25 protein-coding genes are annotated in these 24,853 nt (G+C 46.5%); 9 read left to right on the top strand and 16 right to left on the bottom strand.

Features of this window, described 5'->3' with window-relative positions; translation table 11 throughout:
* Positions 1–151: 151 nt before the first annotated feature.
* The 11 genes from ACXAGL_RS05540 to ACXAGL_RS05590 all read right to left on the bottom strand — a co-directional run bounded on the left by ACXAGL_RS05540 (position 152) and on the right by ACXAGL_RS05590 (position 11,653).
* Positions 152–1,678, bottom strand: a complete 1,527-nt coding sequence (locus ACXAGL_RS05540) for an RQC-minor-2 family DNA-binding protein (RefSeq protein WP_474969852.1) — start codon at positions 1,676–1,678, stop codon at positions 152–154.
* 83 nt (positions 1,679–1,761) lie between these two features.
* Positions 1,762–2,460, bottom strand: a complete 699-nt coding sequence (rpiA, locus tag ACXAGL_RS05545; RefSeq protein WP_474990263.1) for a ribose 5-phosphate isomerase A — start codon at positions 2,458–2,460, stop codon at positions 1,762–1,764.
* Between the two features lie 307 nt (positions 2,461–2,767).
* Positions 2,768–3,400: a response regulator gene (locus ACXAGL_RS05550; RefSeq protein WP_474969854.1), complete on the bottom strand. Its 633-nt coding sequence runs from the start codon at positions 3,398–3,400 to the stop codon at positions 2,768–2,770.
* A complete protein-coding gene (locus ACXAGL_RS05555) occupies positions 3,400–4,437 on the bottom strand; it encodes a sensor histidine kinase (RefSeq protein ID WP_474990265.1) in 1,038 nt (345 codons plus the stop codon). Before ACXAGL_RS05555 ends, ACXAGL_RS05550 begins: the two co-directional genes overlap by 1 nt.
* Positions 4,434–5,153 (bottom strand): cell wall-active antibiotics response protein LiaF, encoded by a 720-nt coding sequence (gene liaF, locus ACXAGL_RS05560; protein WP_474969856.1) that lies wholly within the window; start codon positions 5,151–5,153, stop codon positions 4,434–4,436. Before liaF ends, ACXAGL_RS05555 begins: the two co-directional genes overlap by 4 nt.
* A 90-nt stretch (positions 5,154–5,243) precedes the next feature.
* The gene (locus tag ACXAGL_RS05565) at positions 5,244–5,882 is read right to left on the bottom strand and encodes a PspA/IM30 family protein (RefSeq protein ID WP_474990267.1); all 639 of its coding nucleotides are present in this window, start codon (positions 5,880–5,882) and stop codon (positions 5,244–5,246) included.
* A 16-nt stretch (positions 5,883–5,898) separates the two neighbouring features.
* On the bottom strand, positions 5,899–6,246 hold the full coding sequence (locus tag ACXAGL_RS05570; protein WP_474990269.1) for a lmo0954 family membrane protein: 348 nt from the start codon (positions 6,244–6,246) through the stop codon (positions 5,899–5,901).
* Positions 6,247–6,791: 545 nt separating this feature from the next.
* Positions 6,792–7,892 (bottom strand): M24 family metallopeptidase, encoded by a 1,101-nt coding sequence (locus tag ACXAGL_RS05575; protein ID WP_474990271.1) that lies wholly within the window; start codon positions 7,890–7,892, stop codon positions 6,792–6,794.
* 141 nt (positions 7,893–8,033) lie between these two features.
* Positions 8,034–8,621, bottom strand: coding sequence for a biotin transporter BioY (locus ACXAGL_RS05580; RefSeq protein ID WP_474969860.1), 588 nt, complete (start codon positions 8,619–8,621; stop codon positions 8,034–8,036).
* A 193-nt stretch (positions 8,622–8,814) separates the two neighbouring features.
* Positions 8,815–9,303 (bottom strand): carboxymuconolactone decarboxylase family protein, encoded by a 489-nt coding sequence (locus tag ACXAGL_RS05585; protein WP_474990273.1) that lies wholly within the window; start codon positions 9,301–9,303, stop codon positions 8,815–8,817.
* A gap of 73 nt (positions 9,304–9,376) precedes the next feature.
* Positions 9,377–11,653 (bottom strand): helicase C-terminal domain-containing protein, encoded by a 2,277-nt coding sequence (locus ACXAGL_RS05590; protein ID WP_474990275.1) that lies wholly within the window; start codon positions 11,651–11,653, stop codon positions 9,377–9,379.
* A gap of 172 nt (positions 11,654–11,825) precedes the next feature.
* Here ACXAGL_RS05590 and ACXAGL_RS05595 point away from each other — a divergent pair, with 172 nt between their 5' ends.
* From ACXAGL_RS05595 to cysK, 3 genes are all read left to right on the top strand, one after another.
* The gene (locus ACXAGL_RS05595) at positions 11,826–12,743 is read left to right on the top strand and encodes an SGNH/GDSL hydrolase family protein (RefSeq protein WP_474990277.1); all 918 of its coding nucleotides are present in this window, start codon (positions 11,826–11,828) and stop codon (positions 12,741–12,743) included.
* A 17-nt stretch (positions 12,744–12,760) separates the two neighbouring features.
* Positions 12,761–13,393, top strand: coding sequence for a YpmS family protein (locus tag ACXAGL_RS05600; RefSeq protein ID WP_474969864.1), 633 nt, complete (start codon positions 12,761–12,763; stop codon positions 13,391–13,393).
* Between the two features lie 87 nt (positions 13,394–13,480).
* The gene (gene cysK / locus ACXAGL_RS05605; RefSeq protein ID WP_474969865.1) at positions 13,481–14,410 is read left to right on the top strand and encodes a cysteine synthase A; all 930 of its coding nucleotides are present in this window, start codon (positions 13,481–13,483) and stop codon (positions 14,408–14,410) included.
* 205 nt (positions 14,411–14,615) lie between these two features.
* Here the strand turns inward: cysK and ACXAGL_RS05610 are convergent, their stop codons facing one another.
* Positions 14,616–15,227, bottom strand: coding sequence for a trimeric intracellular cation channel family protein (locus ACXAGL_RS05610; RefSeq protein ID WP_474990279.1), 612 nt, complete (start codon positions 15,225–15,227; stop codon positions 14,616–14,618).
* Between the two features lie 248 nt (positions 15,228–15,475).
* Between ACXAGL_RS05610 and ACXAGL_RS05615 the strand changes: the two genes are divergently transcribed.
* From ACXAGL_RS05615 to ACXAGL_RS05630, 4 genes are all read left to right on the top strand, one after another.
* Positions 15,476–16,003: a helix-turn-helix domain-containing protein gene (locus ACXAGL_RS05615; protein ID WP_474970804.1), complete on the top strand. Its 528-nt coding sequence runs from the start codon at positions 15,476–15,478 to the stop codon at positions 16,001–16,003.
* Positions 16,004–16,019: 16 nt separating this feature from the next.
* Positions 16,020–16,169: a sporulation histidine kinase inhibitor Sda gene (gene sda, locus ACXAGL_RS05620; RefSeq protein ID WP_474969868.1), complete on the top strand. Its 150-nt coding sequence runs from the start codon at positions 16,020–16,022 to the stop codon at positions 16,167–16,169.
* Positions 16,170–16,246: 77 nt separating this feature from the next.
* The gene (locus ACXAGL_RS05625) at positions 16,247–16,948 is read left to right on the top strand and encodes a YqjF family protein (protein WP_474990281.1); all 702 of its coding nucleotides are present in this window, start codon (positions 16,247–16,249) and stop codon (positions 16,946–16,948) included.
* Positions 16,949–17,021: 73 nt separating this feature from the next.
* Positions 17,022–17,975, top strand: a complete 954-nt coding sequence (locus tag ACXAGL_RS05630) for a ring-cleaving dioxygenase (protein ID WP_474990283.1) — start codon at positions 17,022–17,024, stop codon at positions 17,973–17,975.
* Positions 17,976–18,149: 174 nt separating this feature from the next.
* On the opposite strand, the gene ACXAGL_RS05635 is transcribed toward ACXAGL_RS05630, so the two are convergent.
* Positions 18,150–20,099, bottom strand: coding sequence for an aconitate hydratase (locus ACXAGL_RS05635; RefSeq protein WP_474990285.1), 1,950 nt, complete (start codon positions 20,097–20,099; stop codon positions 18,150–18,152).
* Between the two features lie 312 nt (positions 20,100–20,411).
* Between ACXAGL_RS05635 and ACXAGL_RS05640 the strand changes: the two genes are divergently transcribed.
* Positions 20,412–21,698 carry a helix-turn-helix domain-containing protein gene (locus ACXAGL_RS05640; RefSeq protein ID WP_474990287.1) on the top strand — a complete coding sequence of 429 codons (1,287 nt, stop codon included), beginning with the start codon at positions 20,412–20,414 and terminating at the stop codon, positions 21,696–21,698.
* Positions 21,695–21,817, top strand: a complete 123-nt coding sequence (locus ACXAGL_RS05645) for a hypothetical protein (RefSeq protein ID WP_474990289.1) — start codon at positions 21,695–21,697, stop codon at positions 21,815–21,817. The genes ACXAGL_RS05640 and ACXAGL_RS05645 overlap by 4 nt, the downstream gene beginning before the upstream one ends.
* 147 nt (positions 21,818–21,964) lie before the next feature.
* Here ACXAGL_RS05645 and ACXAGL_RS05650 read toward each other — a convergent pair whose 3' ends face one another.
* The 3 genes from ACXAGL_RS05650 to treR all read right to left on the bottom strand — a co-directional run bounded on the left by ACXAGL_RS05650 (position 21,965) and on the right by treR (position 24,842).
* The gene (locus ACXAGL_RS05650) at positions 21,965–23,362 is read right to left on the bottom strand and encodes an MBL fold metallo-hydrolase (protein WP_474990291.1); all 1,398 of its coding nucleotides are present in this window, start codon (positions 23,360–23,362) and stop codon (positions 21,965–21,967) included.
* A gap of 171 nt (positions 23,363–23,533) precedes the next feature.
* Entirely contained in the window at positions 23,534–24,037 is a 504-nt protein-coding gene (locus tag ACXAGL_RS05655; RefSeq protein ID WP_474990293.1) for a DUF6933 domain-containing protein, read from the bottom strand.
* A gap of 88 nt (positions 24,038–24,125) precedes the next feature.
* Positions 24,126–24,842, bottom strand: coding sequence for a trehalose operon repressor (treR, locus tag ACXAGL_RS05660; RefSeq protein WP_474990295.1), 717 nt, complete (start codon positions 24,840–24,842; stop codon positions 24,126–24,128).
* Between the last annotated feature and the right edge of the window lie 11 nt (positions 24,843–24,853).

Genomic DNA, 24,853 nt, shown 5'->3' on the forward strand with positions numbered 1-24,853 from the left:
TTCTCCCCGTGCCTCGTGATGAATACACTAGGGAAGACGGAACCTTGGCTGTACATGAATTATAGCACAAGTAAACGCTTACGATTCAGCTGCATGCAGAAAAGAAAGACCTGCCCTTACAAGCAGGTCTTTCTTATGAAAAAACGTTGTTCTACATAACTTCCTCTGCATAATCACTGATTGCATAACCCTTCTGCTGCTTCATCAGCCAGCCCTGCTTTTCCAGCTGGGTGAACAACCGCTGAATATGCTTTTCCGGCCAGCTCGATAACAGACCAAACCAGCGTGTTTCATGAAGATAGAGACTTCTTAATTTGTTCGTCGGCTTGCCCGCGAGCATCTGGACCAGGGTGTGCACCGGATATTCACTGCCATAATAATAGATGAGGTCAAGAATCTGCTGAGTATCCGCATAAGTGATGGACCTTCCTTTGATGGTCAGAATGATATCCTCATCATTGTAGCGGACTTCTTCGAGACGCGCCTTCAGTTCCTCAAGGACATGCCGGGTATTCGGGTAGACATGCTCCGGCACGACCTTCTGCCAGCGGTTCAACTCCTTAAGAATACGGACATCATGAAGCTGGACACCTGCCAGCCACAGCAGCTCTGAATCGGTCCGCTTCTCCGGAATATGCACCCGGCTTAATTTGTCATACATGTCCAGTAAAGGATAGGCGGACAGGTCGTCTTTTCTGCGCTGATACTTTTCGATACGGCTGACGACAGCCAGGCTTTCATCAAGGGATTTCCTTGCGGTGTTGAGCTGTTTTTTCAAAGCTCTCAATTGGCCAAGCTGCTCGAGAAGCCTGCTGTTCTGTATCGCTATGTCATTGAACTGCTGCTCAATCGTCGATGTGCGCTTGGCTGCCCGTTCCACATCAAACTCTTCAGGAAAACGGACCATATCTTCCACCGTGTCATAATAAAGACAGAAATCACACGTTTCACAGTAGCAGCAGATCGTTTTCTCCCCGGCATCGAACTGTAAACATTTTGAATGGGGGCAGCTGCCTTGTTCCTGCTCGACCCACGCCTGTGGAAGAGCTCGGAACGGGCGCATGACGATTTCGACACGGTGCCTCCAATATGCGATGTCCTCAGGATAGTTCAGCACAGAAATGAGTGAGGATTGATTCATTGTTTCGACCGCATCGATGACGTCGCGCTTTTGATGAAAAAGCTGGACCATCGGATGCCGGTGAAACGCATCTGCTATTTTATCAAGCCAGTCTTCACGACTTTCCGTGCTGATGTGAGAAAGAAACAGATAATCATCCAGCACTTCCCCGACATGGTCATACAACTGGTCTGCGGACAGCTGAGTGAAATCTGTGTTATATAAATATTGATCTTTTAAAGGTAGTCCATGTTCTTCAGGCAGGGACTTCCATAAAAATAATTCTGGGCGCAGCAAATGTGGATGGATCCTCTCTTCCTTTTGAAAAGCTACAGGCAGAACTGCATCTCCGGTTAGTCCGAGATAATTCTGGATGGACGTTGTGTCCAGAGACTTCCTGCCGATATGATCCACAATTGCATCGTTAAGCCTGGATAATAACCCCCGTTCAAATTTATGTCCGATGGAACGAATATGTTTGTTCTTTTTCCCAATCGGCGCAAGTACAACATGAGGGTAGCGATGATCCTGGTAAGCAATCCTATTTGGCAGTCCCATAATGAATTCCCCTTTGAATAAGGATTTACTACTATTATAGAAAAAGTATTACGAGTTACCAACAAATATAAGTAAAATGGGCGTCAAACCGTTAAAATTTCCACGGGATACCCAATGAACAGTCCTGTTTCTATAACTCCAGGGATGGCACTGAGCTCTTTTTCCAACTCATCATGAATGTGTTGGAACCGCACTTCCAGCAGGAGATTTCCTGCTTCCGTGAGCACGGGGCCGTCTTTCGCCGCCGCCATCCGCAGCTGAATGTCCACACAAGGGAATTCCTGAAGCTTTGTTTCTACAAGATGCACAGCCCTCGGATCCACTTCAACAGGAACAGCATACTTTTCACCGAGTTTCTGAACATATTTACTTTCATCCACTAAAATATACGTTTTAGGGGAGCTTGCCATCACGAGTTTTTCAGCGAATAACGCTCCGCCCCTTCCTTTGATCAACCGGCCGGCATTGTCTACCTCATCCGCTCCGTCAAAACCCCAGTCGGGCTTTGCAGCTGTCAATGTTGTCGTCTTTAAGCCGAACAAGGCACAGTTCATCTCCGCTTCTTTCGATGTCGGTACGGCATAAACGTCCAGCCCCTCGTTCTTTACCCGTTCAGCGATCTTTTCCAGAGCAATGAAAGCCGTCGACCCGGAACCGACGCCAATCACCTGCTGATCTTCAACATATCCGCTCACTCTGGCGGCGGTCCGTTCTTTGGCTTCCCGATTGGATATTCCGCCAGCCCATACCGGTTTCCCGGCCAGCTGATTGTTCCAATTCATACAAATCACCTCTCTCTTTGTATTCCCGAAAGTCTCATGAAACAAGCACAGGTGTTAGGAAAAGTGTATCAAACAGGTTCCCCACAGATACAGCGACGGGGTAAACTTTGTCATTCTTTACGCCTCCTTCACATAAACTTAATGGAATACGACGGGCCGAAGTAAAGGGGGAAAAGCATGAGAAGACTCTATTGGAAACTGGTCATCTTCTATCTCATTCTGATTACCGCCTTTGTCTACGTCACCTACCTCCACTGAAAACACCCCGGCCTGCATGGCCGGGGTGTTCGTATACTCTTTCATGTATTTAATGGACAAGATCATGTTTGAATGCGTAAATGACGGCCTGCGTCCTGTCTGATACTTGTAATTTCCCAAGAATACTGCTTACGTGAACCTTTACCGTTTTTAAGGCTATGAACAACTCTTCTGCAATCTCCTGGTTCGTCCTGCCATCTGCCATCAGAAGCAGAATTTCCTTTTCTCTGTTCGTCAAATCTTCATGGAGCGCCCGTTGGTCGGGGTGACGCATCTTTGTCATGATTTTCCCGGTGACTTCCGGTTCCAGAATGGACCGTCCTTCAAAAGTGGCACGGATCGCCTGGGCAATTTCCTCTGCTTTTGACGTTTTCAGCATATAACTGACCGCTCCCGCCTCTAAAGCGGGATACACCTTCTCATCATCAAGAAAACTTGTGACGATGATAATCTTCGCCTCCGGCCACTCGGCTGTAATCCGCTTTGTCGCTTCAATCCCATCCATATGTTCCATCACGAGGTCCATCAAAATAATGTCCGGCCGGTGTTGAAAGGCAAGCGCTACAGCATCTTCGCCGTCCCCTGCTTCAGCGATCACCTCAATATCCGGCTGTGAGGACAAATAGGCGGATACACCAATACGGACCATCTCATGATCATCTGCAAATAATACTCGAATCATCAGGATTGACCTCCTTTAAGTCGGTGGGGCACTTTTACTTCCAACCGGGTCCCCTGTCCTTTCACACTGACAACCTTTAGCACGCCGCCCACTTCAAAGGCACGCTCCTCCATATTTTGGAGACCGTAGGAACTCGTTTTTTTCTCTTCCACATGAAACCCCATACCGTCGTCGATCACTTTCAAAATAACGGTTTGATCACGCTCCAGAAGCATAACCGAAAGGGTCGATGCCTTGGCGTGCCTCAGTGTGTTGGATACCGATTCCTGCAGAATCCGGAAGAGCTGGTCCTCCACACCTTTTTCTAATGGAAATGTTTCAATCGTCCAGTCAATCTGAAGCGGCACCTTTTGGATCAGCTCCTGAAGAAGCTCTGTCATTCCTTCCGCCAGCGTTTTATCTTTCAAGGGAACCGGCCGCAGATGGAGGAGCAGTGCCCTCATTTCGAGCTGGGATTGATGAATCATCCTCTCTACCATCTTCAGCTGCCGATCCACGCCTTCCCGCTCATGGTCTTTTGTCTCATTAATGGCTGACATCATCATGGAAGCGGCAAACAACTGCTGACTGACAGAATCGTGAAGTTCCCTGGCCAGACGATTCCTTTCCTGTATGACTACTTCCTGAAGGCTTTTTTCCCGTTCTTCCGCTCTTTCTGTAACCATACGTTGAGAAAGCTCGGCTTGTTTCACAATTTTCTCTTCCAGCTGTTTCATTCGATCTTCAATTCTTTTCACTTCTGCCAGATCCGCCGTGTCCGCCTCCAGAGGACTGCCTTTCACGACTTCTCCAAGCTGCTGTTCGATATGGGTAAGCTGACGACGCCAGTACCACCCCTGGGCCGTACCGGTTACAAGTCCCATAAACAGGGATAACAGCAGAATCAAAAATCCATACGGAAGATCGAGCACCTCTCTTGTCCAGAGCACTGACCACCGCTCTACCGGAAAAGCGGCGAATGTTACAGCGGTCAGGAGAACAGCAAATAGAAAGAACGTGAAAAGTCCCGACCCAATCTGCCTCTGCCAAAGGTTCATATCCGCTTCACCTCGAGATCACCGGAAAATATCGACGTAATCACCTTCACCCGGGGCTTATTTTCCTGATAATCCGGTGTTTGGTAATACGTCATCTGATTGAGCATTCTGGACTTTTTAAACTGAAAAATCGAGCTTCTTCCAATGATGGCGCTGTGAAGGATCGTCACTTCCACCTCATACGGAACATAAATCGTGACATTGCCTATAAAATGACGGATGGAAATAACGGATTCGTTCGAAGGAAGAACGGTCTCACTTAAATCGATAACCCGGTCGCCTATGCCTCCGTGCACATTCACATCCTGCCACGGATAGGAATGTGGGGGCGTCGCCTGCCGCCCAAAAAACTTTTGAGTGAATACAGGTTCTTCCGGAGGGTCATGCGGTTCCTGGTCCATCTCTCCAAGCTGAACGTTTTCCGGGTGCTGCTTCGTTTTGTAATAATGACGGACCGCCAGAAAAAGGATGGCCAGCACGAGAAAACGAACGGCAATCATACTTAGTACAGTCAGCCCGAGACTGACCGCCCCGATCCAGAACATGACTTTTCTCCAAAGCGGTCTATAATTCTTCCAACCGAAGTAAATCAGTACGGCTGAAAAACCGACAGAAAAAATGAGACCTCCGTTAAAGAACACTATTTCAATAATCAGGAGAATCACCCCCGTGATTAAAATCGTGTTCAGCATATCTGTTGAAATTCTTTTAAGCACAGCGGTCATTCCCCCTTCCTCTTATCCACCTGCGCCCTTTAGACAAAGGAAAGACGCAGAGAACTGCGCCTTTATCATACCATGATTTAGTTACCCCGACACTTCCTGCTTATTCCGGACCTTTTTCTCAATCTCTGCCATCTTACTGTCAAACGTATGACGGTAATAGGCACTGTTCACCTTATACTCCAGGTCCTCCATGTAACGGTCGATCTCAGAGAATCTGGAATACGGCTTGTCTGAGCCATCCTCCAGCACACGGTTCATTGTGTGATGCGCACGCGCTGTATTTTCACGTCCCATAAACGCCATCCGTTTCAAATGCATATCCTTTAGTTTATGCTTCATTTCCTCATACTTACGCTCAAGGGCCTCCAGCTGCTCTACACATTCTGCCTGAGACTGCTTCAGCTTTTCAGCACGCGCTTCATATTCTTCCTGCTCTTTTACCGCAAAATCATGCATGGACGTTTCGCCGGCCTGTTCAGCCACATGCGCCTGATGCTTACGTTTCTCAGCCAGATCTGACGCTTTTTGATATTCCCTCGTGAATTCATCCTTCAACTGGTACTGCCTCTCCACCAGCTTCCGGACTTTTTCTGTCTCCTTTTCACTTTCTCTTAAGTACTGATTCAGCATAGCGGCCGGGTTCTTCTGTTCCTTTTGGTCCAATGCTTCATGAAGATCTGCCGTAATTGAATCCTTTAGTCGTGTAAATAGGTTGGCCATGTTTCCATCTCCTTTGTTATTTGTTCATGTCTGCCCATTGACGCTCAAAATTTGTAAATGGATCGTCTTTTTTTTCAGACGCGGGATCACGTGGACGGCTTGTCCAATTTTTATAAATCCAGTAAAGGACAAAAGCAGCAGCGACGCCGACGACCGCGTAAACATTGGAAACAGCGACGCTTAAAACAATCAAGCCGACGACCATCCAGCCGATCTTCCCGGCTGTCGAGTCACTTTTCACAAACTGCTTGAAAACGATATAAAGCAGCCACACACTGACACCAAGCAGAATCATCGGGCCAAGGTTCGCAATGAATAATCCAAGGGCAATCAGACCTGCGAGGAACAACAGAAACTTTTTCATGTATTTCCCTCCCTGCACTGTTCTTGTCTTTATCATACCGGTGCTGTAGGATTTCCGTAATGAGCCGGGGATATATCTTTATCTAAGACCAGAGGCTTATATCCCTTCCGCCCTCGTTTTCCATAGGAGAGAAAAGATCTATATACCTTCCGGAACCAAAGCCCTCCCATTCGTTTGTTTTGATTTCACAGACAAAAGGAATGATCGTCCGGCCCGCACTTTTTCTACAATAAAAGCTCTGTTAAAGTCTGTGGTTGATATTTCAAACGATTACTAAATCGTTTCCGTCTGGAATTAGGGGTCCGGTCTGCTATTTACTCAGAGCATGGGATGGCAGGGAAAACCGTCCGCTTTCCGCGGCTCACGGTACCCCACGGAAAGGGAGTCATTCCCAAGGCCGCCTCCTACAAATCCCATGACAGAAAGGGGTGATGATAGGAGCTCACATGTTAAATAACAACACCAAGCAATAACAGAGACACAATAAAAAAGGAAAGGTGCCTTCTGCAGGCACCTTTCCTTTGATCGTCTTACGGCTGCTCTATTCACTTTATGATGGTGAGTTCTTTTGGTGTTTCTGTCAGCGTGACAAATCCTTCCGGGGTGACAAGTACATCATCTTCAATACGGACACCGCCGATTTCAGGATCGTAAATGCCCGGTTCGAGCGTATACGTCATCCCTTCTTTTAATACCCCGTCATTCAAATGGCTCATAGAAGGGAATTCATGCACATTGATTCCCAGTCCATGTCCAATCCGGTGTGGAAACTTATCGCCGTAGCCGGCTTCTGTAATGATCTGACGCGCCGCTTCATCCAGATCACCAATCCTTGTTCCAGGACGACTGATGGCCAGGGATGCATTCAATGCTTCCAGAACCGTTTCATAGATAGCTTTCTGCTTTTCATTGACAGAGCGGAAAGCGAAGGTCCTCGTAATATCAGACGTGTATCCTTTCCAGACGACTCCAAGATCAAACAGGACAAGGTCTCCTTCTTTTAATCTACGGTCTCCAGGATTTCCGTGAGGGTGGCCGGATTTCTCACCAAAAAGCACCATCGTGGAGAAGGACATTTGAGCGACGCCTTTTTTCTTAAGCTCATACTCAATCGCCGCCAGGACTTCCATTTCCGTAATCCCTTCATTCAGGGCTTCTGTCCCTACCTTGACCCCGAAATCTGCGAGTTCTGCCGCTTCCTTCAAAACCGCGATTTCCTGCTCATCCTTCACGACACGCATCTCGTTTAATTTCCCTTCGATGTCCAGAACCTCTGCGTCATCAAACAACGCAAAAAAGGACTCACTACGCCCGTAGGAAAGCACTTCTTTTTCTATGCCCACATGATGTACGTTCGTGATCCCCGCCTGATTCATAGAATCCTTCATCAACGTCCAAGGATTTTCATGATCAGCGTAACCAATAATTTCATGGCTCCACCCTGTTTCCTGCAGCTGTGCTTTTTCCATTCCCGGAAGAACAGCTATAGGGTCTGCTTCCGGAAAGACGACCAATCCTAACAGTCTTTCATGAGGGTCAGTTAGAAACCCGGTTAAATAAAAGAAGTTTTCCGGTGAATTAATAAAAGCTGCATCAATACCCGTCTCCTTCAGGTAGGCAGCCAGTTCATCCAAACGATGTTTCATTCTCCATCTCTCCTTTCGAATCTTCTTTCATCATATAGCAATCCAGACCGTTATCCAACTCACACAAAAGTCCGAAAAATGGCAAAAAAGCCCTGTCCCATATGCGGGCAGGACCTTACGTTCTTTCATGAAACGACAGGACTATGCCGCCTGTCTGAGTCTTGTTTTGGAAAGCCACGCCTTTTCCAACCTCTGAGTAAACAAGACTGCACCTACGGCGAGAATACTGTCCTTTATGATAAACGGCACCATACTGGACCACGCCAGAGCGAGACTGATCCCGTCTCCTCCCACCCAGAAATTCAGTGCGAGATAAAATAATTGGACACCGACAAAATAGTTGATGATGATGCCGGCGGCAGCGGCCATCATGTACCTCGGCATCGTCCGCCTGGATTCAGCGATTTTCCCTACAAAATAAGCAAGAATAATATAAGACAAAATAAATCCGAACGTCGGAGCAATCACAACCGACAACCCGCCTTTAAACCCAGCAAAGATCGGTGCTCCCGCCAAACCTAAAAGAACATACACGAGAATCGAAAAAGACCCGAGACGGCTTCCGAGCATAAGCCCTGCCAGAATAGCGAAAAACGTCTGCAGGGTCAGAGGAACTCCCATAACCTGGAGAAATGGCAGGTAAGCCGTAATATTGGCACCGATAGCCATCAGCGCAACAAATAAACTCCCTAAAGTGATGTCATAAACGCTTAGTTTCGACTTCTTCATCATTTTTCCTCCTCCACAACTTCTTCCTTAAAGATAAAAAAACCCTGACATAATGTCAACACTAATTTATTTTAGTTTACAATAAACTTTTTCAAACACACACCTTTTAAAAAAATCCACAGCGGCCCAAAAAAGACTGCCGGAAAAGTTCCCGACAGTCTGAAAATCCCAGTCTCGAGCGGTGCTTAAACCTTTACAATCCAAGCCCCATCGACAACTGATTCGTATAGCTCGTATAAGCCACAGTATGGTTGATCACAGCAATCTCACGAACACTAAAGCCTGCTTTCGTAAGGCGGTTCACGCTGTCCTGATCCACCTCTACAGGTTTGGCGGTTAACTGTTCGGCATAATTCAGGACAGCTTTCCACTGCTCACTCATGGATGATGCTTCATAATGATCCAGCCATTCTTCCACATCATTCACACCCGTGTGGCCTTCTAACAAGGAAGCATGGCTTTTTGTACAGTAGCGGCAGCCATTTTTCATTGACACAAACGTGATGACCGCCTCTCGCAAATCATCTGGAAGGCCGGTATTCTTCACTGCCTGTTGAAGTGGAAGAAAAGCTTCATATAAACCGGGGTCATTGGCAATAAGCCGGTCAAACAAAGAGGAAGGCTCATCTTCTCCTCTTATTTCTTTCATATGCTGTTGTTTCACAGGTTTAATCCAAGGCATATCCATCCCTCATTTCTACAAAATCCATTCCCGGCACAGCGGTATCCGCCAATAAATTTCCCGGGAAATCTTTTTATTTAATAATTCGATAATTTCTCCAATCTTCTGGGAATAAACTCGTGTATTTTCCAGAAACAAACCGGTCATCTATAAGCTGGATAGCTCCATGATCCTCTTCCGAACGGATCAAGCGTCCACCAGCCTGGAGCACTTTGTTCATTCCAGGATATACGTAAGCATAATCATACCCCCGGCGGCCTTTCTTATTGAAATAGTCTTTAATCAACTCTTTCTCGAAGTTTCTTGGAGCCAGACCGACACCAACGACGGCCACACCATTCAGCCGGTCTCCGCGGAGGTCGACACCTTCAGAAAAAACACCACCCATGACAGCAAAACCTGCCAGACGCCCTCCTGGAACGAATTGGGCAAGAAAATCCTCCCGCCTGCTCTCATCCATGCCCCTTTCCTGCATGACTGCATCGACAGGGGACATCTGCCGGAACTCTTGGTAGACAAGCTCCATGTAGTGATACGACGGGAAGAAGAATAAGTGGTTTCCACTATAGCTTTCCACCTGGTCTTTCAACCGCTCTGCCAGAATTCCAGCCGTTTGATTCCGGTTTTTATACCGGGTTGATAACGGCGTAATTGTGACATCCACCTGAGAGGCGTCGTAAGGGGATGGAAGCTGAAGGATGTAATCCTCCTTCGTCCCTCCCAGCATTTCTTTATAATAGGCAAAAGGTGAAAGCGTGGCTGAAAAGAATGTACCGGAGCGGAACCCATCTGTCACCTTCTTTAATACGTGGGAAGGATCCAGGCAGAACAACTTCAGCATCAGATCCCCGTCTTCCCCTTTTGCCGCTATAAAACGATAATGATCATCCACAAACTCAAAAATCCTCAGGAAATTCTGGACGGTGAAATACAAGTCAACAAGAGATTCGGAGCGCTCGTCCTCCGCTTGTTCCTGGATGATCTGCTCCGTTTTCCCAATGAACCGTTCCAGGTTTTCTTCCAGTTCTCCAGGGATCTCATTGATGACGATCTCTCCACCTTGGAAACCGGCAAGGCGCTCCAGGTCATCAGCCACTGCCAGGGCGGTCTTTCGGATTCCCTCCTCGTCTTCCCACGAATCAGAAGCCTCCCTGAATGGGTTTTTATAAATCGAGGCCGAGTACATTTCTCTCGCCCGTTCAACAAGGTTATGCGCTTCATCCACAAGGAGGGCTGTTTTTTTCTTACGGTCAGGCATCAGCCTCTTTAAGGCAACACGCGGGTCGAAGATGTAATTGTAATCACTGATGATCACGTCCACCACATCCGTAAGATCAAGAGAAAACTCAAACGGGCATAAACGGTGTTTTCTGGCATACGCTTCAATCACAGGGCGTGTGAGCTGCGTCTCATTCCTCAGTACATCCACAATGCCGTCATTCACCCTGTCGTAATACCCATCTGCATATTCACAATAATCCGGCTGACAGATCGTTTCCTCCTGAAAACAGATTTTCTCCTTAGCCGTTAAGGTGACCGACCTCAGGGAGAGACCGTGCTCTTCCATTTTGGCCAGTGCCTCCTCAGCTGTCGCTCTCGTCGTCGTTTTAGCGGTTAAATAGTAAATCCTGTCCATTTTATCAAGAGAAAGAGCTTTGACAGCCGGAAATAAAGTCGATATCGTCTTCCCGATGCCGGTGGGGGCCTGAGCGAATAGGTTCCGTTTTTCTTCAATCGTCCTGTACACACTCCCCGCCAGTTTCCGCTGGCCTGTCCGATAGGTAGAGAACGGAAAAGAAAAGGAAGGAACCGTGGCTTCCCTCTGTTCCTCCAGATGATGAAGGACAGAGGCGTAGGATTGATAAGCCTTCACGGTCTCCTCCATAAAGTCAGCCAGTTCCTCATGCGTGAATCTTATCTGCAGGCGTTTCTTTTCCTTCGTCCGTTTCTGCACATAGGTCAGCTGGACATCAATTTTTTCCAGGTTTTCCTGGAGAGAATAGATATAGGCGTAGCCTTTTGCCTGAGCCCAGTAAACGGGATGAGAAGAACTGTCGAGTTCCTCCAGGTCCCCGGATGTCGACTTGATTTCATCAATGACAGGCCCGTCTTCTCCCTCAAGCAGGCCGTCACACCGGCCCTGGACAATCAGACGAAGCTCTCCATACGCATATTCACACTGAAGGAAAACTTCCTTTTCATCTCCGTCCTTATATTTCTTCTGCACTTCCTGATGGATGGCTGTTCCCTCCAACAGAGCTGTATTGGACTGGAACCTTTCATCAATACTTCCAGCCCTGTACACATAAGAGACCAGCTCTCTTACAGAAATCGTCATACTTCGATCCATTTTTCAAACGCCTCCCGCAACCAATTCGTTCCCTACCCTCATCTTCCAACACTCGTTCACGTATGTCTATTGTAAAGGCGTCATGCTATAATTATGGATAAAACTTTTTCATTTCCCATAAAAATAAAACCACATATAATAAAATTAACGCCCCCTCAGGAGGGATCCTAACGTGAAAAAGTGGAGATGGACAGCCTCCATCCTGCTTACTCTCATTCTTGCCTTTTTTATAACAGCCTCCTTTATCTATACACCAGAGGAGCAGGAGTCATCCAGCACACCTGATGAACAGCCGTTAGAAACAGGAGACGCGGATGTAGAAGAGCAGCCAGAGATAGAGCAGGAGGAAGTTTCAACAGAGGAAGACGAAAACGCCCTTGGCGAAGGTCTGCGGGACGTTTTCACAAGTGTCATGGACAGCGCACGTGACCTTTTCATAAAAAATGATTTGACCGTAGTTGCCATTGGGGACTCTTTGACGCAGGGCGTCGGAGACGGGACAGATAATGGCGGCTATGTTGGTATTCTTGAAGACAACTTCACAAATACTAACAACAATACGTCTCTTGAAGTGATCAATTACGGAAAACGCGGCAATCGTACGGACCAGATGTTAGAACGGATGGAAGACGAAGATATTTCCCGGTCCATCGAACAGGCAGACATTGTGCTCATCACCATCGGCGCCAACGATGTAATGAAGGTGGTTAAAGATAACTTCACAGATTTAAACTACCAGGACTTCCGGGACGAACGCGATGGATATGAAGAGCGGCTCAAGGAAATTATTGAGAAGACACAAAACTTGAACGGCGAAGCCCCCATCTACTTCGTTGGTCTGTACAATCCATTTAACCAGTATTTTAATAACATCCCCGAGCTTGGAGAAATCATGGGCGATTGGAACGAGGCGAGCGAAAGGATCATCGGCACCTATGATCAGGCCCACTTTATTCCTATCCGTGATATCTTTGATGGAAACGAAGAAGAACTCCTATGGGAAGAAGACCATTTCCACCCCAATGAACAGGGATACAAGGAAATGGCAGAACGCGTACTCGCTCATATTAGAGAAGATATTGAAGAATAACCTGGGTGGAATGATAAATGAAACGATTACTTCTTAACAATAAATGGCGGACATCCTTCTGGGTCCTTGCCATCATCAACATCGGGATCATCGGGTGGCTTCTGGCTTTAGTCTTTCTCCCGAGCTCGTATACCCTTGTCAATGTAGACCGTGGAAAAGAAAATACCGATGCCGAGTTCACCATTGTCTCAACGAAAGAGAATATGGAGCAGCTCGCCAATGAATACTTATCCGAGCTGTCCAACCAGACCGTATTTGATTACTCCGTCTCGATCGACAAAAACGTTACGTTATCCGGAAATATCAAGGCTTTTGAACAGGTAGTCCCCATCAAGGTGGAATTAAACCCTGTGGTCCAGGAAAACGGCGACCTTGTTCTGGAACAGGAGAAAATCTCTCTTGGACAGCTGCCTCTTCCTAATAAGAAAGTACTGGAATTCTTAAAGGATAACTACAATCTGCCGGAATGGGTCATCGTGAACCCGAATGAAGAAAATATCTATGTTGCCGTCACCCAGATGGAAACGGCCAGTAACTTCAATGTGAAAGTGGACCGCTTCAACCTGAATGCCAACCAACTGGCTTTTAAAATTTCCGTACCGAAAGATACGTTCCAATTCGCCCAGCAGATGGTGGAAGACAATTTTTGAAGCAGTCGGGAGAGCACAGCGGATGAATGGCCTCCACTTCCTATGGTAAACTTAAAGCAACAGGTCTAACAAAAGGATGTGACGTTCATGCGCGTAGTCAACAACATTGCGGATCTAATCGGAGATACTCCGTTAGTGAAATTAAACCGCCTGGCTCCAGAGGGTGGCGCAGATATTTATATGAAACTGGAAAAGTACAACCCGAGCGGCAGTGTGAAAGACCGGGCTGCTTTCAATATGATTGAACAGGCTGAAAAGGATGGATTTTTAAAAGAGGGATCCACCATCATTGAACCGACAAGTGGAAATACGGGAATCGGTATCGCGATGAATGCCGCCGCCAGAGGATACCGCGCTGTTCTAGTCATGCCGGACACGATGACACAGGAACGGATCAATCTTCTGAAAGCATACGGAGCGGAAATCGTTCTGACGCCGGGAGACGCCAAAATGCCCGGAGCCATCGCCAAGGCAAAAGAACTGGTCGAAGAAATCGACGGCGGCTTTATGCCGATGCAGTTTGAGAATATGGCCAACCCTGATGCTCACCGCCATACCACAGCTGCAGAAATTATCGAAGCAATGGATGAACTAGGTAAACCGCTGGCCGGTTTTGTCTCCACAGCAGGGACCGGAGGAACGATTACAGGAACCGGTGAAGAATTGAAAAAACGCTTCAAGGACATGACCATCCACGTTGCGGAACCGGCAGGATCTCCCGTGTTGTCGGGCGGTCAGCCAGGCAAGCATAAGCTGGTCGGTACAAGCCCGGGATTCATTCCAAGTATATTGAATCAGGAGATTTATGATGAGATTTACCAGGTCACCGACGAAGATGCCTATGACATCACTCGTCGTCTGGCCCGTGAAGAGGGGCTGCTCCTTGGGACATCCTGCGGCGCCGCCTGCTGGGCTGCCATCCAGGCCGCCAAACAGAAAAAACCGGGAGAAGTCATCGTCTGTATCGCTCCGGATACAGGAGAGCGCTACTTATCAGGCGATCTATTCCGATATTAAAAGATATAAAAAAGGAGTCCACGATGGACTCCTCAGCTTGTAGAGAAACCCCTGTTTCTTTACAAGCTTTTTTCTTTCTTACCGCCAGGAGCGAAAGCCCTTCCCTTTCCGCGGAGGGCGTGCCCGCGGCATTCATCCACCGATAAGCGGAACGTGACCCTTCACACAACAAATGGACAACTTAAACTGGTTAACACAAGCTTTTTTAGATGCGGTACAAATCCCGAAATCGTAAATGCCATCCGAGATGATACGACAACACGCGGCTCAGGATAATCAGTAGAAAAATGCTGTAGGTATGAAATGGATTGTAAAGGTCGACCCACCCAAGCCCAATCACAACACCAGTCACCATTGCCCATACCGCGTAAATCTCCTGGTGAAGCACCATCGGGCGCCGCTGGGCCAGCACGTCCCTTGTCACACCCCCGCCCACTCCTGTCAGGATGGCAGCGAAAACGATTCCGCCCAGTGGGAAATCATGCTGGACAGCAAAGGACGCTCCCTGCAGAGCGAATGCAGAGAGTCCCACAGCATCAGGATAGATATTCCAGCGGTCCCAGGCCATTACCCACGTTTTTGGAAAAAAGTACACAATGGCAATGGTGATTAAGGCGACGTAAAATAAGTATCCCTGATCCCATACGTGAATCACCGGCACATCCAAAGCAATGTTCCGGATAATCCCTCCCGCGAACGGTGTGGCGATTCCTAAAATAAACGTACCGAATATATCATACCTCTCGTTCAGTGCGACAATAGCTCCACTAAAAGCAAATGCACTGACGGCGAGGATGTTTAAAACTTCCCATGTCATGCCTATCCCCCTCCCTCTGCTTCCCGATATACGAATGTCATGCCGCACCGATTATACCAAATTCTCCATCCCCTCTATCGAAAAAACTCAAAAAATGTAAAAAATGCGCACAAAACGCTAGGACTAGTATGTTTTTTTCTATACACTACCATATATAGTGAATTTTGTTGCAATATGCCACAAGGAATTTTCTTCAATAAGTAGAATTCATTATATAACTAAGCAAAGTAGGATGTGATGAACCAGAAATGAGAAGCTGGCTGATCAATTTAAGAAAAGAACAGGCACTCACCCAGCAGGAGATTGCAGAAGGAGCTCATATTGATAGAGCCTATTACGCACAAATAGAGAACGGTACCAGAAACCCCAGTATGACGGTTGCTTCTCAAATTGCGTCTTACCTGCACATCAATCCATCTCTTTTTTACACCGAGCACTTAAGTGAACCTTTCGAAAAAGCGCTCGTAAATTCCCCCATAGTCATTGCTCACTGTGATTTGAACCTCCGTTATACATGGATGTTCAACCCCCACCCGGACTTTAAAATGAATGTAGTCATGGGTAAAACAGATGAGGAACTGGACTTTAATGAAGGCACAACAGCATTGATGAAGCTGAAGCAGCGTGTGATCGACGATGGAATGGCGAGAAGAGAAATCCTCGCCTTTCCCCTATCCGAAGGTTTGACCAGATATGACGTATTTGCCCAGCCTCTTTACGATCAGCTTGGACGTATTACAGGTGCGGCAACAGTTTCTGTTGAAATGCTTACGTAACGAAGGAGGAACTGCTATGGCTTTTGATAAACTATCTCCCTTCCTCCTGAAAGATGCCATTCATAAAGCCATGGAGTTGAAGCTGGAGGAGGAGTTCATCCAGCTGCTGCTGAATGAGATGAGGAAAAGGGAAAGAGAAGCAGGAGAAATCGCTTCTTTCGAATAACCGGAACAGCCGATTGAACACCTTCGGAATGTATGTTTCCACTTCAGGGCGGGTAAAGCTAACCAGAGGTGATAATCATGGATAAGAACCGATGGATTATGCATCAGGACTGGGATGATTTATATTTCATACACTGGCCCGTCCCTGTAGATGTACTGCGGCCTCATGTACCTGAGGAGCTCGATATAGACGAATTTGACGGCTCAGCCTGGATTGCTGTAGTCCCCTTCCGTATGAGGAATATCCGGTTCCGCGGCCTGCCGAAACTCCCGTTTGGCACGGATCTTCTGGAACTGAATGTAAGAACGTATGTCTCCTACAACGGCGAACCAGGGGTTTATTTCATTACCCTTGACTCCGATCATCCTCTCGGGGTTTTTTTAGCGCGCACCGCTTTCGGACTTCCTTACGTCCACGCCTCTATGCGGATGGATAAAAATGATTCGATCACACAGTTTTCCAGCAGGCGGTCCCATAAAGGGTACACACCTGCCCACTTTCATGCGGAATTCCAGACACTCAGTGAGCCTATGCAGGCCCGTCCAGGCTCACTTTTATACTGGCTGACGGAAAGGTACGCCCTCTGGGTGGTTCGGGGGAAGCGTGTTTATAAAGGGCCCATTATTCATAATAATTGGATGCTGCAGAAAGCTGAAGCGGCCGTAGGAACGAATCATCTGCTGGACTTTCTCCCTGCCGAACATTTCCAGCGTCGACCGATCACCTATTATTCCAAATCCGTCCAGACACGTATTTTTCCGTACGAACGGAAGTCATGAGCCCACATGTTGAACCTCATGACTCTCTGCGTTATAATTATCTCGAATTCAAAGTAAATGAGGAGGATCATTCATGGAGTTAAAAGGCATCCATCACGTATCAGCCATTACAGCTTCCGCAGCCAATAACTATGATTTTTATACAAGTGTGCTTGGGATGCGGCTCGTCAAAAAGACGGTAAACCAGGATTCCCCTTCTATGTACCACCTCTTCTATGCGGATGAAAAGGGAAATCCCGGGACGGACCTGACCTTTTTCGAAATACACCGGGCCGGCCATACCTATTCGGGAACAAGGAGCATCTCCACTACATCTCTACGGGTGAAAGATGATGAAGCCCTGCTATTCTGGCAGAAGCGTTTGAATGATTACGACCTTGATGTAGACAGGATACAGGAACGTCTGGGTAGAAAAACGCTCGCGTTCAGAGACCCGGAAGGCCAGCGGCTTATGCTTGTATCCGATCAGAACAACACCGGCGTACGTGCAGGAACACCCTGGAAAAACTCCCCCATTCCCCAAGACAGCGGTATTCTTGGACTCGGCCCTGTTCATTTGACCGTTCATGAAGCCGTTAAAACAGAAAAAGTACTGACGGAAGTCCTCGGTTTCCGTAAAGTCGGCGCCTATGATCAATGGACGGTTTATGAAACAGGGGAAGGTGGGTCAGGAGCTGAAGTCCATGTGGAGGAAAAGCCGGATGCACAACCTGAAAAGCCTGGAAGGGGCAGTGTTCACCACGTTGCCTTCCGCGTTGAAAATGAAGAAGAATTAGCAAAGTGGAAGACAATCATCGATGCCGCCGGTTATCCGAATTCCGGTCTTGTCGATCGCTTTTATTTCAAATCATTGTACTTCAGAGAAGCCAACCACATTTTATTCGAACTGGCTACAGACGGACCTGGATTTGCCACTGATGAAGACCCCGCACACCTGGGTGAATCACTGGCTCTTCCACCGTTCTTAGAGCACGAACGCGAAAAAATCGAAAAAACGCTGGCTCCACTGGATACTTCCAGAACATGAATCGTGCTCCATTGTGCATACGCCTCGTACAATCCGCCAACCGTACGAGGCTTTCTTTATTCTTCTCATCTCCTCCCTTCCGAAAAGACGAGGAAGCAGACTCCCAAAGCATGAAAAAAGCTTGTAGAGAAATACCTTTCCCTACAAGCTGATTTCGTTAAAATGCAATCTGTATTACGATTCAAGACGCGATTTAACCCAGTTGATTAAACCGCCCTTTTCCATAATGTCCATTTGTCTGTCTGATAGGGCATGCTCCAATTTAATCGTTTGGCCCCTGCCTTTAATTTCAGCTTCAACCACCGGCGATTTTTTGATTTGCTCTCTCAATCCTTTGAAAACGAGAACGTCTCCCTGCTCAATCTCTTCCAATTGAGCCGGATCCTTGAATGTAAGCGGCAGGACGCCAAAGTTGGCCAGGTTCTGCCAGTGAATTCTGGCAAAATCTTCGACAACCGCTACTTTCATCCCTAAATACTTAGGAGCCAGAGCGGCATGTTCCCGGCTGGAACCCTGTCCGTAGTTGGCACCTGCCACAACAGCATGACCACCCTTTTCTCTCTGTTCCATCGCCCGGTCATAGTACGTGTCATCTACGATCTCAAAGGTGAACTTACTAATTTCCGGCAGGTTACTTCGGTATGGCAGCACTCGCGCTCCTCCTGCAAGAATCTCATCGGTCGAAATGTCATCCCCCATTTTCAGGAGCACAGGGAGCTCCATTTCGTCCGGAAGTTCCTCCATTTCAGGAATCGAGGCGACGTTTGGTCCTTTGACTAATTCGACGTCCTTTGCCTCCTCGTAGGGCAGAGGTTGATCCAGAAGACGTGTATCCACGGTCGGCTCATCCAAATCCTTCAAGTCAGGATAGTCAAACCCGGCTTTTCTCGGGTCCGTTATGACTCCTGTCAAAGCAGAAACGGCTGCAGTTTCCGGGCTGCATAAAAAGACACTGTCTTCTTTCGTCCCGGAACGTCCGGGGAAATTTCTCGGTGTTGTACGCAGGCTGTTCCGTCCTGTGGCAGGTGCCTGTCCCATACCGATGCATCCATTACACCCCGCCTGATGGAGACGTCCTCCAGATTGAAGGAAATTAGCGATATGCCCTTCCTGTGACAAGTCAATCAGCATTTGTCTGGAGGTCGGATTTATATCAAAAGAAACGCCATCGGCTATATGTTTACTTTCAACAATTTTGGAGGCTGTCGCAAAATCACGGAATCCAGGGTTCGCCGAGGAACCGATATAAGACTGGTAGATTCCTTCTCCCTCCACTTCCTCAACAGGTACCACGTTTCCCGGACTGGAGGGCTTGGCCACCATTGGTGTAATTTCTGAGAGATTCAATTCATCGTGGACATCATATGTGGCATCTTCATCCGGTGACAGTTCTATCCATTCGTCTTCCCTGCCTTGAAGCTTCATAAATCGTTTCGTTTCCTCATCGGAAGGAAAGACCGTTCCAGTTGCCCCAAGCTCTGCTCCCATATTCGCTATGACATGCCTGTCCATGGCTGTGAGATTTTTCAAACCGGGTCCATAATATTCAAACACGTGGTTCACTCCGCCTTTGACCCCGTGCCTGCGCAGCATTTCCAGTATGGCATCCTTCGCACTGACCCAGTCCGGAAGGGAACCGCTCACTTTTACGCCCCATACTTTCGGCATCTTTACATAAAACGGTTCACCGGCAACAGCCATTGCGACATCGATGCCGCCTGCCCCCATGGCAAGCATGCCCATACTGCCGTTGGCACATGTGTGGCTGTCAGATCCCAGCAGTGTTTTCCCCGGCCTCGCCAGCCTCTGCATATGAACAGGATGACTGACACCATTTCCCGGACGGCTGAAATAAAGCCCGAACCGCTTGGCGGCACTTTCTAAGAACAAATGGTCATCTGGATTTTTGCTGTCTTCCTGGATTAAGTTATGGTCTACATACTGAGCAGAAACCTCTGTTTGAGCCTTTTCAATCCCCATTGCCTCCAGTTCGAGCATCACCATTGTCCCTGTAGCATCCTGCGTAAGAGTCTGATCAATTTTCAAACCGATTTCCGATCCAGGCGTCATCTCTCCCTCGACTAAGTGGTCCTGGATCAGCTTCTGTGTGACATTGTATCCCACACGAATCACTCCTCCTCACTGATTGGTCGATATTTCAAGAATAGATGAAATTTTCCTATACCTTTTATACCCGTTCTCGTGTATCATTACTCATAAACCCATATTTTCCCTTGAAAAACCTCTAATGGACACCCATTCTGTCCCTTCTATGAAAGTCCCCTTCAAAAACCACCTCTTAAGTACCATTTTTTCTGCGACTTGGGAAACTGCCGAAATTTATTGAAAATGATGAAACGAACATGTATTCTAAAAATAGATTTGAAAGAGAATTGTTCTCCCAAATCAACAGTTGATCAACTAGGTGTGTGGAAAATGGAATATGGAAAAGTGCTTCGGTTCCATCGGGTGAAGCAAGGGTTAACACAAAACCAGCTCGCTGATGGAATTATTTCGCCAGCGTATTTATCCAAGATTGAGAACGATCAGACCGTTCCTGCCTCTGAGGTACTCGAACTTTTGTATGAACGCCTCGGTCTTGATTTTCACGACTCTTCCTATAACCACCCTTCCAAAGAAAAGCTGAAGGAATGGTATGAGACAATCGTCTTTAAAAGGAAAGAGGAAGCTGAGACATTAAGAGAGGAACTTTCTCATCAAAAGGATACGCTGAACAATCATCACCTGTATATTTTCTTTGAACTCTTCCGCATTCGCCATCTTTTATTGGAAAACAAGGTGGAGAAGGCTTACGAGGCATGGAAAGATATTAAACAGCACGAAGACACATTTGATGATGAAATGAAGTACTACTTTCATTTAAGTTCCGGCCTGCTTGATTATTATCGAGGGAATTTTGATGAATCTTTTCAACAGTTGATGGAAGCCAAGAACTATAGTTCCTCTATTGTTCACGAATTAGAAGACTGGGAATTTAGTGATTTGTATTATATTTTGGCCTTAAGTACCAGTCAGGCTACTCATATATCAGCTTCTGTCTTTTATGTTGATCAAGCACTTGAAATTTTCCAAGCAAAATATGATCTTGAAAAAAGTGCTGACTGTCATATTCTTCAAGGTATTAATTACAGTAAACTAAAAAATTATCCTAAATCTCTAGAGAATTTCAATATTGCTAGAAAAATAGCTTTGCAGACGAATAACCGAAACCAACTCAATTTAGTATTCATTAATATAGGAACTTTAGAGTCGAGATTAGGAAATCATAAGGCTGCTATAACTAATTACCAGAAAAGCTTGCAGTACAATGATGCGGATACAAATTTCAAGAAATCATACTTATTAACAGCTATCCACAGTTTAATCCTTGAGCATTATCGCTTGGATGACCAGGAGGGCTGTATGGAATGGATTATCCAAGGCGAGAACCATTTAGAGTCTTTGTCGTCCAAGGCACATGAACTGCACTTCAGTTTTTATCGAATGGTTATAGAAGACCAACCAAATTTAATGAATTATTTGGAAGAGACATTGATTCCCTACTTCCAAGGGAAAAAAGAGCATATTTATATTATCCGGTACTCCATGGTTTTAGCAGATCTCCTTGAAAAGAAACGGATGTATAAAAAATCTTCAGAATACCTTAGGTTAGCAATTGATTTATTAAATAAACATTCTCATTTAGGAGGTATACTCTTATGAAAAAAGTATTGGCTTGTGTTGGACTACTAGCATTTCTTGCCACAGCAGCTTTGGCACCTGGAATTCATGACAGTGCCGAAGATGCTTACCCACAACCCTTAGTTGTGGAGCAAGTTTAATTTACGTGTTAATTTAATTTTTATATAATTAACACCTCCCCTAATCCTATACCTATACAAACTTTCGCCTCTACTTTTCTTGAGTAGGGGTCTTTTTTTACCAAAAAAAACACGACCTTGTTCCCAAGGTCGTGTTTTCATCAGGGTTTATTTATCCCTTTGTTGTTCCCAGGCCGCATATCCACCCTTCAAGTTGATGGTGTCCTTAAAGCCGTTGGCCTGCAGCAGGCTGACGGCGATCGCGGAGCGGACGCCGGATTGGCAGTGGACGATCGGTGTCCGGTCGTTCGGAATTTCATCCAGGTTGTCTTTCAAATGTCCAAGCATGAAATGACGGGCCTGATCCATGTGACCTGCCTGCCATTCACCTGGATTACGCACATCGATGACCACATATTGATCATCCTGTTTATAGTGACTCTCCAGTTCCTCCGGGGTAATGGACGTATAAGTTTCAAGTCCTCCGATCTGACTGAGATCTGATTGGGCAACATAAGCTGTAACTTCATCCAGACCGATGGCTTCCAGTGATTTTTTCATTTCATCTAACCGGCTTTCCTCACCGATGAGTACGATGGACTGGTCATAGTCGACGAGCCAGCCGGCCCAGTTTGAGAAAGATCGATTGTAAGGAATATTGATCGTTCCTGGAAGGTGGCCTGCCGCAAAGGTCCACTTATCTCTCGTGTCAATGATGACCGTATCATTTCCTCGATAACCTTCCAGTTGATCCACTGTCAATTTCTTTATATCTCTTCCCTTATTCAAAGACGGGCCTTCTTTATTCAGCTTTTTCATCATCCCAAAATATTTCGGTGGTTCCGGCTGTCCATCAATCAATTCCTCTGTAAATTCATCGATATCCGTGTGCTGAAGCGCCCAGTTATTTGCTTTTTCATAGCCAACCGTAGAAGCAGGGACTGCTCCTAATGATTTCCCACAGGCACTGCCTGCGCCATGACCCGGCCAAACTTGAAGATAATCAGGAAGTTCTTTAAAAGCTTCAAGGGACTGGAACATTTGGCGCGCTCCCTGCCTGGACGTCCCTTCTGAACCGGCAGCCTTTTCCAACAGATCCGGACGGCCGACATCCCCTACAAAGACGAAGTCTCCTGTGAAAATCCCCATAGGAACCTTGGAGCCTCCTCCTTCATCAGTTAAGACAAATGAAATACTTTCAGGGGTATGTCCGGGGGTGTGAAGAACATCAAATTTAATATTTCCAACGTAAAACTGATCTCCCCCGTTCAGTAACACGTGATTCAATTCATTTAAATACTCGTATTTCCAGTCATTGTCTCCCTCATTGGACAAATACAGAACAGCTCCAGTATGCTGAGCCAGTTCTCTGGCACCAGAGAGAAAGTCGGCATGAATGTGTGTTTCCGTCACTTTCGTGATTGTAAATCCTTCTTTTTCAGCTGTTTCAAGATAAGGATTGATATCACGTGCGGGATCAATCACCATAGCTTCACCCGTTCGCTGGCATCCTGTCATATAAGACATCTGAGCTAATTCTTCATCAAAAAATGATTTAAAAAACATCGTTCGCATCCTCCTTAAAAAGCTTATATTGAATTTATAACATACCCCTTACCGTATGTAAAACCAAGAAGCTTATATACGTCTGTCCCACTTCGGACCAAGAAAAACAAGGGAATTTCCAATGAGGCACCGGCTTATTTATAAAAAAATGCACACGAATACCGTGTGCATTTACTCTTCAAAGTATTTGTTTAAAGTGGTGACGGGATCCAGGTGCTTCAGAGGGCTCATCGGGAATATATTGTTATCCTTATTCAACGCTACGGCGTCGATTTCCTCGTAAGACAGGTCACGCACGGTATGATCGATTCTTGCTTTTGTTTCATTCATCATGCCCATGACACTGCGGTTATCCGTTTTGGTATAAACGATTTCATCAGTGGCATCAAGGATATAGTAGGCTGCCTTCTTATCAACATCCAGCAGTTGAAACAGCTGCTGAAGGGAGCCTTTAATCACATTATCCAGATGCTCAAATTGTTCTTTCTGCAAACCGAAGAGCGTCAAATTTATACCCGTTTCATTGTTCATAAGCATCAGGCACTTGCTACCCTTCACCGTAATCATATTTGCATGCCATTTATATAAATCGGGGACATCCTGATAATCATTCAAATCACGAACAGGGGATTTCAATTCATTCTGCAGTTTTTTTGTAGCACCAATGACGAACATCTTTCCACCTCTTTCATTTCTTTAGCTACACCTATTTTACCTTTTTCACTATAAAAAACAAAGGAGAACCATTACGGCCCTCCTTTGTTCAAGCTTTCGTGCGCCTGGCGAAGTCTACAAATTGAAACTTGTCAGGACGGTGTCTGGATTCTGTAAATTGAAAGGCTGTCGTATCGGCAAGGTAGACATAACTTCGAATAACGACCACCTGCTGATGACCATTCAAGTCCAGCAGTTCCCTGTCTTCTTCCGTGATATCTTCGACGACGATTTCCTTTTTGGCAAAACTGATTTCAAGTCCCAGCTCTTCTTCTATATAGTGATAGAGAGACTGCTCCGCTGTTTCCTTCGTAATATCCGGGATCAAATCTTCACGGATATAGTCTTTATCAAGAATGATCCGTTCTCCATCAATTTCTCTTGAGCGGATCAGCTTCCAAAGTTTCGCATCTTCCGGACATCCCAGCTGCCTTCGGATGTGGGAGGCCTGTGTGACGATCGCCAATTCATGCACCGAAGTTTTCACTTCCTGTCCCATCTGGTCAGCCAGCTCTTTAAAGCTGGTCAGACCCGAAACAGGAAATTTGAATTTGTTCCTTTCCAGAACGACCGATCCCTTCCCACGCACTTTTTGGATATATCCATTTTGAGCAAGCAAATTCAGCGCTTTTCTGATCGTTTCCCGGGATGTATCAAACTGAGCAGTCAGCTCATGTTCAGATGGAAGTGTCTCACCGGCAGAAAAGACCCCCTGCTGTATCTTTTTCACGAGTTGATTAAAGATGACTACGTATTTGTTCTTCAAGGTTTATCCCC

The organism is Halobacillus sp. ABA4_118, assembly GCF_056160205.1.